The sequence below is a fragment of the uncultured Psychroserpens sp. genome, assembly GCF_947492715.1.
In the GTDB taxonomy this organism is placed as follows: Bacteria; Bacteroidota; Bacteroidia; order Flavobacteriales; family Flavobacteriaceae; genus Psychroserpens.
On sequence record NZ_CANLNS010000001.1, the window covers coordinates 1,135,085 to 1,151,039 of the forward strand.

The window sequence follows — 15,955 nt, forward strand, 5'->3', positions numbered from 1 at the left end:
TTTAATCCGCAAAATAAAAAAAATGTATCTCGCCTTAGACGTTCACTATAAAGATAACTACGCCAAAAGTGTAGGTGTCACCTTTTTAACCAAAGATGATGAGACACCTCAAGAAACACTTATTAGCACTTTAGAAGACATAGCGCCTTATCAACCAGGCGAATTCTATAAACGCGAATTACCTTGTCTGCTAGAGGTAATTTCGAAAGTAAATCGTAACGACTTACAGGCTATTTTGGTTGATGGTCATGTGTATGTCGATAATGATGGTCAGTTTGGTTTAGGTGGATATTTATATGAGGCATTACACAACCAGGTTCCAATTATTGGTGTGGCTAAACGTGCCTTTCATGCCAATAAAAATACCATTATAGAGGTGCTAAGAGGCACAAGCAACAATCCACTGCACATTTCAGCCATTGGTATAGATGTCGCCGAAGCTGCACAATTTATAAAAGAGATGCATGGTAATCATAGGCATCCAACACTTCTCAAAATATTAGACGGCATTACTAAAACCGCATAAAACAAATTACAAAATTTAATACATAATCTTTGTGAAATGTTTGCATACATTCTGTAATATGATTATATTTGTATTCGCTTTTCTAACAAGGTTTAACCTTAGTTAATAACAATTCGTGTTAAGTGGAAACTCGTAAAATCTAGATATATCCTATTCTGGTTAAGAAAAACATCAACAAAAGATATCTTAGATATAGAGTTTGGTCTACTTAAAATCAACTTAAACATATGTGTGAATATCAACACGATGTTTCTTGAGGTGAATACATTTTTATTCACTTAAATTAAATACCATTTTAAATGATGAATATGATCACTAAAGCGCTATCTGAGTATGGCGTTAAGGAAACTGTTGGCTCCAAAGACAACCTTAGAATTTTAAAATACTTTAATGAAATTGGTTTTGATGGCTCAAAACTTAAAGACGAAACAGCATGGTGTAGTGCGTTTACTAATTGGGTGGCTAAAACCTCTGGATATGAATATTCAGGGAAACTAACCGCAAGAAGTTGGTTGCGCATAGGCACATCAACAGCAACGCCAAACGTAGGTGATATTGTCGTGTTTTGGCGCGAATCACCTAAGAGTTGGAAAGGTCATGTTGGATTTTTCATTAAAGCCACAAAAAGCTATGTGTATGTTCTTGGAGGAAACCAACGTAACATGGTATGTATCAAGGCATACCCAAAACATAGAGTGCTAGATTATAGACAACTAGCACCAAAAGAATAACCTATAAAACAATAGATATGGAAAAAGTAATCAAATTTTTGTTTTGGTTGCTAGCACTCCTATCTCCTGTTACTGCAGTTATGGTAACAATGGTGTTTTTAATCATTGTCGATTTTATTACAGGCGCGTACGCCTCATTAAAAAATCAAATACCTATTCGTAGTTCTAGAATTGGGCACACCATTTCTAAATTCTTTATCTACAACCTCGTCATTTTAGCAGCGTTCTTTTTAGAAAAGCACATTGTTAATGAGGTGCCGTTTTTAAAGATTATTGCTGGATTTATCGCTATTACAGAGATCAAATCCATCTTAGAGAACTACAATACTATTTATGGTGTTAACCCTTTTAAAGCCTTAGTTAATGTAATCAAATTAACACTGCTTAAGGAAACCATAGAAACGCTTACAGAAGATGATGAATCGAAATCAAAACCCGATTCTGAGTAAAGTAACAAAACATTAAGCCTATGATGTCTCTAAGTGAGTTTTAGGAAGCAAAACCGCTTAGAGACAGAGGCTTTCATTAAAACAGCAAATTATGAAAACACCACATATATCAACAGAAAAAACACTGCTATTAACGATTTTAGCGATTGTCATTTTTAATATGCTGCTTAGACAATGCAGTAAAGGCAATTCTAAAACCGAAGATAGCCCCCAAATAACTATTGTTAGAGATACTGTTTGGCAAACTAAAATAGACACCTTTAAAGTGCAAACCATAAAATATCAAACCGTTTATGTAGATCGAGATTATATTAAAACGGTATATAAAACCAGGCCGCAAACTAAAGATTCGTCTGCCTTTGTAAAAGCCAGAGCTTATAAAGATACGCTTAGTAATGATGACATCGATATTTTTAGTTACAACTTAGTAGACGGACAACTATTAGATAGTGAGATAGCATACAAACTGAAAGTGCCGAGAGAAATCACAGTGACTAAAACCATTGAATATCCAAAAACCTATAGAAGTGGTCTGTATCTCTTTTCTGAAATAGGAGGCAACCAAAACCGCTTTGATAATATCAGTTTGGGTTTACAATACAACCGAAAAGGAAAATGGTTTGTGAGTTATAGAGCAAACCTTAATCAATTACAAGAGCCTACACATAACATTGGTATTGGTGTAAGGCTATTTAAATAATAGAGACCAATGTCAAAAAGAAAATAGATGTCTCTTACCGAAATACTAAAAGCCCATGCAGATCAATCTGCTTTAAAATATCCTGAAGCCGTAAAGCTCATTATGCGTGATGCGATTGATCAATTATCGGCCTCAGAACTCACGCATAAAGCGTTAAAAACAGGAGATACGTTTCCGGAGTTTACATTATCTAATGCCAAAGGAATTGAGGTATCTTCAAGCAGTTTATTAGAACAAGGACCTTTGATTGTAGCATTTTATAGAGGAGGATGGTGTCCTTACTGTAATATCGAATTAAGAGCCTTACAGGATGCCTTGCCAGAGTTTAAAAGTAGAGGTGCTCAATTGGTAGCCATAAGCCCTGAAAGTCCTGATAATTCCTTATCTACGACCGAAAAAAACAACTTAGACTTTGAAGTGTTAACAGACACAAACAATGCCTTAGCAAAATCTTTAAATTTAGCCTATCAATTACCAGAAGATTTAGTAGCGCTATATGCTAATAGGTTTAAAATAGATTTAAATAAAAGTCAGCAAAATGATAATAATGAGCTGCCTATTTCGGCAACTTATGTTATAGATACTTCAGGAAAGATTAGGTATCATTTCATTGAAGAAGATTATAAATTACGAGCAGACCCTAAAGCAATTTTGAATGCATTATAAATGAAAAAGGAAATAAAAAAACCTCAGCTATTGCTGAGGTTTTTTTATGATATAAAGTTTATTTATTCAGAAACAGAGTAGGTATTATTGTCCTTATTGATATCTGCCATAAATTGATTAGGATCAATTTGTACAGCCTTTACAGGCTTTGAGGTTTCTAAACTATACGTTGGATACGCCCAAGCCCAATCGGCTTTTGTTGTTGCCGACGTTACTTTTTCTCCACGCATTTGACGCAACGGAATGTAAAAATCTTCGGTAGAACCGTCTGTATAAGTTACAGTTAGATCAATAGGCATTGGCATGAGGCCAATACGTTCTAAGGTTACCGTATTTCCATCAACACTTTTAACCGCATAGTCTATGGTGTTGGTCGTTTGACCAAAATCCATTAAATACCAATCCAATTCCATGCCTGATATTTTTTCGGCAGTCCGAATGATATCCATAGGTTTTGGGTGTTTAAACGAAAAATCGGCAAAGTACTTTTTGATGGTTTTCTTTAAATTGTCTTCACCCATTATATAGCCTAGTTGTGCTAAAAACACTTCACCTTTACTATAAGCTGATCTCGAGTACGCCCGATTAACAGCATAGCGATCGGCATGTGTTGTAAGCGGTTGCTCTAAACCAGATTTGGCTAAATTAATATAGCCATTATAACCACCAGTATAAGGATTGGTTCTGTTTGAATTTGTTAAAGCATGCAAAGCTTGGTCTTCAATATAGCTCGTGAAACCTTCATCCATCCACTCATGTTTAGATTCATTACTAGCCAATATAAACTGAAACCAGCTATGTGCCATTTCGTGAGCAGTAACACCAATTAAGCCATTAATGCTGCCTTCACCAACAATAAGTGTACACATTCCATACTCCATACCACCATCGCCACCTTGGATGACAGAATATTGTTTGTATGGATATTTCCCAACATGCTCACTGTAATAGTCCATTAGTCGTGCTGAAATAGGTTGGAGCTTTTTCCAGTTGTCTAATTTTTCTTGAGGCATTGTCTTTTTATAAAAGAAATGAAGCATTGGTCCATTGGCAACTTGTAATCGATCATGAATGTATTCTGGATCTGCTGCCCAAGTAAAGTCATGAACATTAGGCGCTATAAAATGCCAAGTGAGCTTTTTTCCTTTAGTAACAACTTCCTTATCAGTATAACCATGTCCAATGTCTTCGGGGTTTTGTAAGTAACCAGTACCACCAATAGTATAATTTTTGTCAATGGTAATTTTAACATCAAAATTTCCCCACACACCATGAAATTCCCTTGCTATATAAGCGTTAGCATGCCAACCTTCGTCGTCATATTCTGCTAATTTAGGATACCATTGTGCCATAGAGAGGGCAACCCCTTCTTTATTATTACGTCCCGAACGGCGAATTTGAACAGGCACCTGACCATCAAAAACCATATCAAAATCAACAGTTTCGCCTGGTTGAATCGGGGTATTGAGTTTAACCTCTAAAACAGTTCCAGAAAGTTCGTGTGATAGTGTTTTTCCATTTTGTTTTAACGACTTTACTTTGATATAACCAATTTCATCTGGATTTAATTTCGCAATTCTACTTTCATAGATAGGATTTTCTTTTGTTCCAACATTAGTGGCCATTCTTCCATCTGGATCCTTTATACTTTGTATACGCGCATCCATTTCACTTCCTGGTTGAAACGCGTTAAAGTACAAGTGATAAAACACTTTGTCTAAAACATCGGGTGAATTATTTGTGTATTTTATATTTTGAGTGCCCTTAAATTGATAGGATTCTACATCCATATCAATACTCATGGTGTAATCGGCTTGTTGTTGCCAATACCCATCTTTTTTATAGGTAATTGTGTTGTTTTGTGCGATGATTTCCGAAGAAAACAATATCATACAGACACACAATATTGAACCAATTTTAAATCTCATAATACTAAAATTTAATTTATTTAGAATTTGCAACTTGCGATGCCATGATTAATGCGTTATAAGCATTAACAATTTTCCCAGAAGTTGAAATTTCTGAAAGTGTTTTAGCGTCTTTATTTTCACCAACTGTCACTTTTGCTTTTATAGGAAGACCAGAATCCATAAGGATTTTTTTAACCTGAGCAGCAGTTAAACTTGGATATTGCGAACGAATTAAGGCCGCAACACCAGCTACATTTGGAGCGGCCATTGAGGTGCCACTATTTAAATCGTATTCATTTTCAGGCATGGTTGAATAAATATCACTTCCAGGAGCAAATACATCTACATTTACTTTACCATAGTTTGAAAAACCAGAGACCATATCAGACCCATAATTTTGCGTAAGTGATCCTACAGTAATAAAATTATCTGCAACTTCAGGACCAGTACCAACAGCATCATTTGGGAAGTTTTTAACCACATCAATATCTGCACTATCGTTTCCTGCGGCATGCACAAATAACACATCTTTTTCTGCAGCATACACAATTGCATCTCTTACCCAATCACTATGTGGAGAGAATGATTTCCCAAAACTCGCATTGATGACCTTTGCGCCATTATCTGCAGCATAACGAATAGCTAATGCCACATCTTTATCGTATTCGTCTCCGTTAGGCGTTGAACGAATGGCCATTATTTCTACGTTATTAGCCACACCATTCATCCCTTTTCCATTATTACGCTCGGCAGCAATTATTCCAGTAACATGTGTACCATGACTTTCACTTTTTCGAGAGGGTCTAGGATTGTTGTTTCCATAACCAGGTTTATCATTTAAGTCATTTGGATTATCACCTGTTTTACGACCTTTTAAGTTTTTGTTGAGGTTAGCATTTAAACGCTCATTAATACCTTCTAAATCGCCTTTTATTTCTTTTCTGGCTGCAGCTAAAGACTCAATATCGTTGCTATAAATAAATTGAGCCACTTGTTTTGCTCGTCCTAAGGCTTCGTCTTCGGTTTTAATAGCAGCGACTTCTTTTTTTGTGTAATCAGCTTTTCCAAAGTGTGCTTTTAATTTATCATCGGCAGACACTACGGCTTGGTAAATTTGATCGTACTGTGCTTTATAACCAGAATATTTTTCATATTCAGTCTTGTACAAGGCTTCAGCTTCGGCATATCGTGGGTTACTTTTATCTCCAGATGCCAATAATCGTACATATTCTAATTGTTCGTCGTAGGCATCTCCTAAAAAATTCCAACCATGAATATCATCAACATACCCATTATTATCGTCGTCTTTTCCGTTGTTCGGAATTTCATCTTTGTTTGTCCAAAGAACATCATCTAAATCTTCATGGTCTATATCTGTTCCAGAATCAATAACAGCCACAATTACTGTTTGCCCCTTTTTTCCTTTAATGATGTCTTTATAAGCTTTATCGACGCTCATTCCAGGAATGGTGTCTTTTGCCAAATCTAAATGCGACCAAGTGTTTTGCTCTTGTTCGGTAAATTCAGATTCTTTAATAGGTGATGTATCTATATTTTCAACAGGAGTAGAAAGCACGCCTGTTGTTGATCCACAGCTCAACATAATAGTTGAAATGAATATTGAATAGATTACGGGTTTAAATACATTTTTCATAGTCATATTAATTAAAAATATCGTTTGTAGTATAAGTGTCTTTTAGTCGAACACCTTTTTCGGTGTGTTGAACGCTTATAATCTCATTATGAGCATCGTGCTCCAAAAATAAATAGAAATTTTGATCTGCGGCTAGGTTTAAAAAGCGCTCTTTTTCATCTAAAGTTAATAAGGGTCTAGTATCATACCCCATTACAAAAGGTATAGGTAAATGCCCTACTGTAGGCAGTAAATCTGCCATAAAACAAATGGTCTTTCCTTGGTAATGAATCATAGGAATCATTTGTTTTTCGGTATGACCATTAGCAAAAAAAATATCGAAACCTAATGCAGAGTTTTTTAGTATATCAGTTTCTGGGAGTCTGGTGAACTTAAGGTGCCCACTGTCCTCCATAGGTAATATATTTTCTTTTAAAAATGAAGCCTTTTCACGACGATTGGGCTGAGTTGCCCATTTCCAATGGTTTTCGTTACTCCAAAAGTGTGCATTTTGAAAGGCGGGTTCATAGCCAGTTTTGTCTTTATTCCATTGAATACTTCCGCCACAATGATCAAAATGCAAATGAGTCATGAATACATCTGTGATGTCGTTGCGATGAAACCCATATGCTTTTAGCGAGTTATCTATAGAGTCATTACCCCAAAGATGGTAGTAGCCATAAAACTTGTCACTTTGCTTATTTCCCATACCTGTATCGATTAAAATTAATCGGTTTCCATCTTCAATAAGCAAACAGCGTGCCGCTATGTCTATCATGTTGTTGGCATCGGCAGGATTGGTTCTTGTCCATAATGATTTAGGGACAACACCAAACATAGCGCCTCCGTCGAGTTTGAAATTTCCAGCATTAACAGGATATAAATTCATGGATGCAAATTAATAAATAAGATAATGAACACGATAGGTTTTAGCAGTTTATTATGAATTGAATAGTAATGCAATAGCAATACGATATTAACTTATGAGAGTTGTTGTGACGAGTGTCTGGTTTCTAAAATTAAAGAATATCAGATGAAATCACAGATTTTAGTCGTTTTCCAAAATCTAAAAGCGCTTTTATTTCTTTTGTACTTGCTAAACGTTGCTTACTAAAAATAAGTAAACTATTTCCATTAGACTCTATATGATAATATGGATTGCTCTCAAAGAAATGAACTAAATCGTCATTAAAAAACTGTTTAATTGTACCTGTGTTTTCACCTACTAAATGAAAGCGTTTCGAAAAGTCTTGATGTTGTTCAAAGTTAATATCAGAAAACCCAGCTATAGCATATACCTTGTCTATTAAGGTCTCTCTGTCTAATGAGAAAACAGGAATAGACGTATTTAGATCAATGTGTAACATTGATGCTCTTACGACTTCTTTAGCGATAAATTCACCTTCCGAAAACTCGATATCAAACAACTTAAATTGATTGGTGCTATCGATTAACTCATTATAAATATGCTTTGGTTGTTTCGTTTTAAAAAACAAGAAAGGGCTTAAAAAATCGGTGTTTTTATTCTTATCGGCACTATATGAGAGACTGTAATCTTTAGCTATTGTTTCTAGGTTTTCTTGTCTTTTGGTTAGGTTGTATCCAAAGAGTTTAGGTACTGCAGCAAGTTTCCTTAAAGCAAACGGGTGTTTAGAATCGGCATCATGCATGTCTAATCCAATAATATCAAAATGCCCTCCTTTTTTTGCAAATGCACTTTGATAGTTATGAAGGTTTTCCATGACCGTGTGATCAACGAACTCACACATAGAGAAATCTACGATAACATCATTATCTTCTGAAATAGCATCTAATTTTTGTTTCAGTCTATAAAAGTTGGCGAAAGAACAGAAATGCTTGACACTCACATAATAGTTGGATGTTGCGTCTTCTTCTTTAAACATTAAGACATTTGGTTTTACCCAGTGTCTTAAAAATAGTGTTACATTTTTGTTGATGATAAAATGGATGATAACAGTAACAAGTACACCTGCCGAAATCCCAATGATTAACCCAAGTTTTAAGGTTATTAAAAGCGTAACAAAAAAGATAATAAGTTGCTCTTTCCCTACGGAAAAGATCTTTTTAATTAAATCAGGTGACGCCAATTTATAACCTGTATATACAAGAATAGCCATTAGGGCAGGCAAAGGAATTCTTGTCATTTGTGTGCTAAAGAGTACGATAAAAACAACAAGGAAAAAGGCATGAGAAAAGTTAGCCGATCTATTGGTTCCGCCATTATTAACATTTACAGAACTTCTTGCAATAACTGTAACCACATTTAAACCACCTAAAAACCCACTTCCAATAGTTCCTAAACCTAAGGCTTTTAAATCTCTATTAACGTTTGAGCGTCTCTTTTCAGGGTCTAATTTATCTACTGCTTTAATACTTAACAAAGACTCGATACTCGCAATTAGTGTTAACGATATAACACTTCCCCAAAACGCCAAGCCACCAATATTTGCAAAAGAGACTTTTGGTAATTGCGTTGTGATTTCAGAAAATGTAGGAATCGCAGGAACCATATATTCTCTAGCAATTGGGTTGTCTTGATGTAACACCATTTCAAAATAATAGCTAAAGCCTATCGATAAAATAACAATCCACATTGGAGCAGGAATGAGTTGTAAGTATTTGTTTCTTATTTTAGAATAGAAAACCATGATAAACAAGCTTAAAATACCAGCTGCTGCCGCATAAATTAAGCCTGTGTTTTCATAATGTAAAGCATCTTTTATTGTGTAAGGAATTTCGATGAGGTAGCTTATCGGACTATCTCGAACAATTTCATGACCAAACATTATATGAAATTGTTTTCCTAAAATGATAAGCCCAATGGCAGCTAACATACCCTGAATAGCTGATGAGGGGAAAAAATCGGCAAGGTTGCCCATACGTAAAAACCCAAGAAGCATTAGCAAAACTCCCGAACAAATAATAGCAGCATATGCCGCTTCCAACCCTAAAGTACTAATAGCTCCAAGTGTTACAATAACCAAGCCGTTTCCTGGGCCTGTAATCGTTACATGACTACCTCCTAAAATAGAAACAATAACACCTCCAACGATAGCTGTAATAACTCCCGCGATGGCAGGTGCATTACTAGCCATAGCAAGGCCTAAACCTAATGGCAAAGCAATAAGACTTACTACAAACCCTGAAAAGATATTTTTAGGGAGTTGCTTAAAAAAAAGGGCTGTATTGTTTTTCTTTGGCGTCATCTAATTATTAAAACATCAGTTGGTAATTCAGATAAAATATATTCGATATCATGTGGAAATAAACGATCCCAAAAACCAGATTTCATTGGTGCATTCATCACTAATAAGTCGGCTCTTATAAATTGAGCATAATGCCCAATACTATAACCTCTTTTTCCAAAAATAGATTGTGTTTTTGTCTCTAAATCTTTTTTATAGGCATCAGGAACTTCAGAAATAATATTTCTTACACGAGACTCTTCCCTATGTTTAAGACGTTCTTTAACGATTGCCGATTTCCGAAGTGATTTATCATCATCTACGCTAACAGCAACTTCTTGTTTTGTAATTTCTTCTACGATTGTAATGCGCTTAGATCCTAATTTGTGTGACACAAAATAGGCGGTAGAAATTGTCTGTTTTGTTTTCGGGTCATCAAGACCATTAACCACTATGTGTTTACAAGCAATACGCTCTACAGATGGTTTAATGAGTAACAAAATAGAACATTTTGCTTGCCTTGTTATTTTTCTAGCGATAGTTCCTAAATAGTACTGTACAAGATTTTCTTTTTGAAGCGCTCCTAAAATTAAAAGGTCTACTTTTTTTTCTTCGGAAATAGATAGAATAACATCAACAGGGTCTCCTGTTTTAAAAACCATTTCATAGTTGAGGTTTTGATCTATAAAAGGCTGAAGTATATCTAGAAGCTGTTGTTCTTTTTCTTCAGACAATTCGCCAACATGAATAAGCACCAGAGTGCTCTCAAAAAGCAAGGACAATCGTGCCGCTTCATAAATATTAGCCTTCAGGTTGGGAGAAAAAGCAACTCCTACCCCAATGGTATGGAAAATTTTGTCAGTCAAGGGCTATAAAAATCAATTCGGGCGGTAAGGTAATATTTTTTTTGGGCTTACTGAAACAATAAATGCTTACTCGTATTTTTATTGTTTTTGAAGTTGTTAAAATTGATTTACCTTTAGGTTTCAAAATTTTGAATTTATGTTAGAATTAGCAGGAATTATTATCTTAGGAATATTGGCGCAATGGGTAGCTTGGAAATTTAAAATACCAGCAATTTTACCGCTAATTTTAATTGGGCTTTTAGTTGGACCAATTGCAGCCGAATTTTTATCTGGAGATGGCACAAAATGGATTGAGCCTATATGGAATCAAAAGGAAGGGTTGTTTCCTGGAGAAAGCCTATTCTATTTTGTATCTCTTGCCATTAGTATTATTCTTTTTGAAGGCGGACTTACATTAAAATTAAGTGAAATAAAAAATGTTGGTCCAGTAATTACCAAACTCATAACAGTAGGGTCTCTTGTCACCTTTTTTGGTGCTGCAATAGCCGCTCATTTTATATTTAATTTAAGCTGGGAGATTTCGTTCTTATTTTCTGGGTTAATTATTGTTACAGGGCCAACAGTAATTACGCCTATTTTAAGAAACATTCCTTTAAAGAAAGACATTTCGGCTGTATTAAAATGGGAAGGTATTTTAATTGACCCAATTGGGGCTTTAGTTGCTGTATTAGTGTATGAGTTTATAAGCGTAGATGCAGGTGGAGAATTTACCAAGACTGCACTAATTGAATTTGGAAAAATTGTACTTTTTGGTTCTACATTTGGTTTTACGTTTGCGCATGCATTAAACTTTATATTAAATAAAAAACTAGTGCCACATTATCTTATGAATGTATTTTCATTAGCTGCAGTATTGGGTGTTTTTGTGTTGTCTGATGCATTTGCTCATGAGTCTGGTTTATTGGCAGTTGTAGTTATGGGAATGGTTTTAGGAAATTCAAACTCTCCCTACCTAAAGGACATTTTATACTTCAAAGAGTCTTTAAGTGTACTGCTCATATCAATATTATTTATACTTCTGGCAGCGAATATTAACTTTGATGAACTCTTACTTATTTATAATTGGAAAACAGCATTACTTTTTGCAGCAGTAGTATTTGTAATTAGACCTCTAGGCGTGTTTTTAAGTACACATGGTTCTAAGTTAAAATTAAATGAAAAGCTATTTATAAGTTGGGTTGGTCCTCGTGGTATTGTTGCCGCAGGTATTGCTTCCCTTTTCGGACTTAAATTAGCAAGTAAAGGTGTTACTGGCGCACAATATATTACACCTTTAGTGTTTATGATTGTGCTTGGTACAGTTTTATTAAATGCAACTACAGCAAGATTATTTGCAAAATGGGTAGGCGTTTTTCTTACTAAATCTAATGGAATACTAATTGTTGGAGCTTCAAAAGTATCCCGCTTATTAGGGCATTATTTAGAGTCAAACGGCAGACATGTAGTACTTATTGATAGCAACGAAAGTAATATCGCAAAAGCTAAAGAATTAGGTTTAGAGGCATTGAGCACTAATATCTATTCAGATACATTAATGGATAATATAGAATTAAATGATGTTGGATATCTTATGGCACTCACAGGAAACACAGATATAAACAAATATGCCATCAATAAGTTTAGTAAACAGTTTGGAGAAAATGGATCGTTTAGATTGGTCTCAAGAGAAGAGGTCTTAGATGAAAACAACATCCCTCATGAAGGGTTATTTTCGCATACCGATGATTATAACTCACTCTCTGAAGTCGCAAAGCGACACCCATCAATACAAGAAATAAGTATTAATGATAAAGAACACTATAACGCATTAATTGATATCACTAACACCAATAAAGACATGATTCCATTGTTTGTTAAAGACGGTGACAATGAGATTCATATTATTTCGTCTTATAATAAGGAAGTGGATACTATTGGTGAAAATTCTAAACTTGTCTATTTAGGAAAACCTTTCGATATAGAAGAGGTGACCCACGAAGAATAAGTATATGGTAAACCCTCGCTTTAAAAGTCAAAAGCAAGGGTTCTCCACAAATTATGATTATCTATAATTAACCATAAATTTTCTTTTCGTTTACTTCTCTTCAGTCATGACTTTATCTAATTCATCAAGAACCCATCTTAATGTCGCAGACACCATGTTGTCTTTATTAATACCTATCCTAAAATTGTCTTGATCAAACTCGGTTCCGTTAGCCTCGAATGTTCTACTCAAATAAGACACCACTGGAACTTCAACACCGAGAGACGCTTTATTGCATAGCCTAATGTTTACACCTGTATATAGGCTAGCTCCATAACCCGTTACATCTTCTTCAAATCCAGAAAAATCACGAGTTCCTGTTTCATAGTAAGCATTGGCACCATAAATAAGTTGCACTTCATTAAATGCTGTTAAGCGATCAAAGTAAGTATACTTAGGACCAACTCTAAAAATACTTTCATCAAAATTATCAGCACTTGCGTTATGATATGTTGCATAAGCTCCTATGTAACCTGCACCATTTGGGTTTTGTCTATCACCTGTGATTCTACGTAAATATTCAGCACCAACACAGAATGATGTTTCACTGTTACCGTCATTATCACTCCACCCAAATCCAGCACTTCCACCAATAGTATTATTTGCCCATGCAACACCTTCATCAAATGTGTCAACAACATCATCGTAGCCAAAATCAACACCACTAGACCACTTAAGCGGAGCATCGTCATCGTGATCTAAGGTAGCTAAATTGTAAAGCCCTTGGGCTTGAATTGTCATAAATCCTCCTAAGCAAAATAGGAGCATGATTAGTTTTAAATTGATTGTTTTCATAATATGTGGTTTTAAAAAATTGATTACTTGCGGTTGCGGTTTCCAAAGGTGTATACCAATGATAATGCGAGAATGTTATTTTTGTTTATTAACCCAAAGGTTGAATCGCTTTTTGTTTCACTACCTTCTGTTTTGATGGTTTGTTCTTCATAAGTCAATACATTGGTTTGAACCATTAAAGACCATCGCGTTGTTAGTAAAATATGGAGTCCAATAATTAATCCGGCAGTTAAGACATTGAGATCATTTTTAAAACCATCATTAAACTTGTTTTTTCCGAAAGCGTATTTTGCAAAAATCCCATACTGCAAAAACACTTGCTGGAACTGTTTTGCTAATAGAGAAACCATGAGTAATTTTAAAGAGACGTTAAGCAAATTGGTGTTTAGGAAATCGCCATTAATACTGCTGTAACCTATTCCAAAAGCGCCATAAAAAGCAGCGTTTTGAACTAATGCCAATCTAAGATAATATTCAGCATGCATACACCATAGAGTCTCTAAATCGGTAAAACCAAACCCCACGCCAAATGCTATCATATTAAGAGCATATGCTACAGCATTTTTTTGAGCTTCGAATTGTGTAATACTTTTAGGTGCATTGGAAATGTCATATTGTATTTCGTCGTCTAGGTTAATTTCATAAGTTCTTAAATCGATGGTTTCAGAAGAAAGAGATAGCGAATTATATTCAGTATTATTTTCAAAGATATTTTGAGCCTCAACTCGTGTTGTTATGCTCGATATAAATAGGAGCAACACCATTGCTAATAAATGCTTGGTTTTCATAATATGTGAATTTTGGTTTAGATTAAAGTTATATGATAGAACACTTCAATGCTCCAAAATGTGATAACTAACACAAAAAACAACATGTTTAACCCAAGGTATTAGGCAATGTTTGCCTTATAGGTTCTGGAAAGGGGGATTTCTATATTGGATTTTAAAAACAGAGATTTACTATTTAATGCATCTATGAAGTTTTTATTTATGACATACGATCGATGTACACGAACGAAATTTGGCGGTAATGCATTAAGAATATCTTTAAGTTTATTTCTATCAATGATGGTCTTGTCGTCTGTAACAAATTCCAAATAATTTCCATCAGATTTTATGTATTTTAATTTATCTAAATAGATCTTAGACTTATTGTTTAGAATAACAGCAATCTCTTCAACTTTTTTAGCAATTTGTTCCTTTTCGTATTCAACGGTTTTAAGTCGCTTTATGGATCCCATCAATTTTTGCCCTAAAAACACCGCAATTAATGTTGCTAATAATGCCAATAAGGTCCATTTCCAGATATTCTTTTCATTGGTGGAAATAAGTAATTCTTTAGCCTGGTTTTCTTGTTTAAGCAACAGGATTTCTTTGGCTTGTTTTTCGGTTTCAAACTTCGAAGTGATTTCGGCAATACGTTCGCGTTCTTCTAATAAATTGAGGGAATCTCTTACTGTATTTATTGTTGTAGAAACTCGTAGCGCATTTTTATAATCGCCTATGTGCTCGTAGGCGCGATATAACAAGTCGTTAATTTTTAGTTTAAACTGTCGCTTCTCAGAATTCTTAAGAGCTTTATTAAGATATTCGATTGCCAAATTGTAGTTTTTTAAATTGAAATAGGCTTCTCCAACATAGGCATAGCTTTTGTCTTTATTAGCCATATAGTTTATGCGATCTTTAATTTTTACAGACTCGAGATTATACTTGATAATGTTTTCATAATCTTGGAGTTCAATATAACTCTGTGCCATATTGTAATAAATAATAGCGGCCAATCTCGAGTTACTTTTATCTTTAATTCCAGAAAGCAGTTTTTCTGACATGATTAACTTTTCTTGTTCGTCATGCGTGGTAGGCAATATGTTTTCTCCTTTTGCCGAATGATTATCTGCTCCAGAAGCTAGGGATTTATTATAAAAATAATCGGCTAAATCATCCCTATTAAGTTTGCTGTAGATAACACCAATTTGTAAATATGCTTTTCGAAGCCCTTTATCAACAGCGCCTTTTTTGTAATGAATTATGGCGTTAAAGTAATGTTCTAGAGCCAAATCATAATTTTCTTTTAGGTACTTTATAGATCCGAAATTATAATAGGTGTCACCTTTTAATCCTTCGGGAAGCGAGTCTAAGTGATTAAAATTGTATTGAAAGAGTTGCTCTGCCTCATCATACTTTTTTTGAACAAGAAGATAGGTGTTCTTATAAACAATAGACCTCGCAATTAAAGTGACATCATTAAGCACAATACTTTTTGCATAGGCGATTTCGGCATAATGTAAAGCACTGTCTTGATTTGTTTTATGAAACTCTTGAGCTTTGTTTAATAATGTTCTTATTTCAGATTTTGGTGTGACTTGAGCCAAACCAAAAAAAGAAACAAAAAGCATAGCGATAAGTATGAAGTTTCCCCAATTCCTCATACCTAAAAATACAAAAACGGAA

General features: G+C 34.7%; 14 protein-coding genes. 6 read left to right on the forward strand and 8 right to left on the reverse strand.

Annotation, left to right across the window (positions count from 1 at the left end; translation table 11 throughout):
• Positions 1-22: 22 nt before the first annotated feature.
• From Q0787_RS05055 to Q0787_RS05075, 5 genes are all read left to right on the forward strand, one after another.
• Positions 23-526 (forward strand): endonuclease V, encoded by a 504-nt coding sequence (locus tag Q0787_RS05055; protein WP_298901167.1) that lies wholly within the window; start codon positions 23-25, stop codon positions 524-526.
• A gap of 299 nt (positions 527-825) precedes the next feature.
• Positions 826-1,257: a TIGR02594 family protein gene (locus tag Q0787_RS05060; RefSeq protein WP_366915877.1), complete on the forward strand. Its 432-nt coding sequence runs from the start codon at positions 826-828 to the stop codon at positions 1,255-1,257.
• A 17-nt stretch (positions 1,258-1,274) separates the two neighbouring features.
• The gene (locus tag Q0787_RS05065) at positions 1,275-1,706 is read left to right on the forward strand and encodes a phage holin family protein (RefSeq protein ID WP_298901168.1); all 432 of its coding nucleotides are present in this window, start codon (positions 1,275-1,277) and stop codon (positions 1,704-1,706) included.
• A 91-nt stretch (positions 1,707-1,797) separates the two neighbouring features.
• Positions 1,798-2,406 (forward strand): hypothetical protein, encoded by a 609-nt coding sequence (locus tag Q0787_RS05070; protein ID WP_298901170.1) that lies wholly within the window; start codon positions 1,798-1,800, stop codon positions 2,404-2,406.
• A 27-nt stretch (positions 2,407-2,433) separates the two neighbouring features.
• Positions 2,434-3,072 carry a peroxiredoxin-like family protein gene (locus Q0787_RS05075; RefSeq protein ID WP_298901171.1) on the forward strand — a complete coding sequence of 213 codons (639 nt, stop codon included), beginning with the start codon at positions 2,434-2,436 and terminating at the stop codon, positions 3,070-3,072.
• A 62-nt stretch (positions 3,073-3,134) separates the two neighbouring features.
• Here the strand turns inward: Q0787_RS05075 and Q0787_RS05080 are convergent, their stop codons facing one another.
• From Q0787_RS05080 to Q0787_RS05100, 5 genes are all read right to left on the reverse strand, one after another.
• On the reverse strand, positions 3,135-5,000 hold the full coding sequence (locus Q0787_RS05080) for a M1 family metallopeptidase (protein ID WP_298901172.1): 1,866 nt from the start codon (positions 4,998-5,000) through the stop codon (positions 3,135-3,137).
• Positions 5,001-5,016: 16 nt separating this feature from the next.
• A complete protein-coding gene (locus Q0787_RS05085) occupies positions 5,017-6,636 on the reverse strand; it encodes a S8 family peptidase (protein WP_298901173.1) in 1,620 nt (539 codons plus the stop codon).
• A gap of 7 nt (positions 6,637-6,643) precedes the next feature.
• Positions 6,644-7,504 carry an MBL fold metallo-hydrolase gene (locus Q0787_RS05090; protein WP_298901174.1) on the reverse strand — a complete coding sequence of 287 codons (861 nt, stop codon included), beginning with the start codon at positions 7,502-7,504 and terminating at the stop codon, positions 6,644-6,646.
• A 130-nt stretch (positions 7,505-7,634) separates the two neighbouring features.
• Positions 7,635-9,842, reverse strand: a complete 2,208-nt coding sequence (locus tag Q0787_RS05095; RefSeq protein ID WP_298901175.1) for a SulP family inorganic anion transporter — start codon at positions 9,840-9,842, stop codon at positions 7,635-7,637.
• Positions 9,839-10,687 (reverse strand): universal stress protein, encoded by an 849-nt coding sequence (locus Q0787_RS05100; protein ID WP_298901176.1) that lies wholly within the window; start codon positions 10,685-10,687, stop codon positions 9,839-9,841. Before Q0787_RS05100 ends, Q0787_RS05095 begins: the two co-directional genes overlap by 4 nt.
• A 136-nt stretch (positions 10,688-10,823) precedes the next feature.
• Between Q0787_RS05100 and Q0787_RS05105 the strand changes: the two genes are divergently transcribed.
• Complete coding sequence (locus Q0787_RS05105) at positions 10,824-12,671, forward strand: sodium:proton antiporter (RefSeq protein WP_298901177.1); 1,848 nt, start codon at positions 10,824-10,826, stop codon at positions 12,669-12,671.
• 90 nt (positions 12,672-12,761) lie between these two features.
• On the opposite strand, the gene Q0787_RS05110 is transcribed toward Q0787_RS05105, so the two are convergent.
• From Q0787_RS05110 to Q0787_RS05120, 3 genes are all read right to left on the reverse strand, one after another.
• Positions 12,762-13,505: a hypothetical protein gene (locus Q0787_RS05110; protein WP_298901178.1), complete on the reverse strand. Its 744-nt coding sequence runs from the start codon at positions 13,503-13,505 to the stop codon at positions 12,762-12,764.
• A gap of 23 nt (positions 13,506-13,528) precedes the next feature.
• A complete protein-coding gene (locus tag Q0787_RS05115; RefSeq protein WP_298901180.1) occupies positions 13,529-14,293 on the reverse strand; it encodes a hypothetical protein in 765 nt (254 codons plus the stop codon).
• A gap of 101 nt (positions 14,294-14,394) precedes the next feature.
• Positions 14,395-15,900 (reverse strand): LytTR family transcriptional regulator DNA-binding domain-containing protein, encoded by a 1,506-nt coding sequence (locus Q0787_RS05120; RefSeq protein WP_298901182.1) that lies wholly within the window; start codon positions 15,898-15,900, stop codon positions 14,395-14,397.
• Positions 15,901-15,955 lie beyond the last annotated feature (55 nt).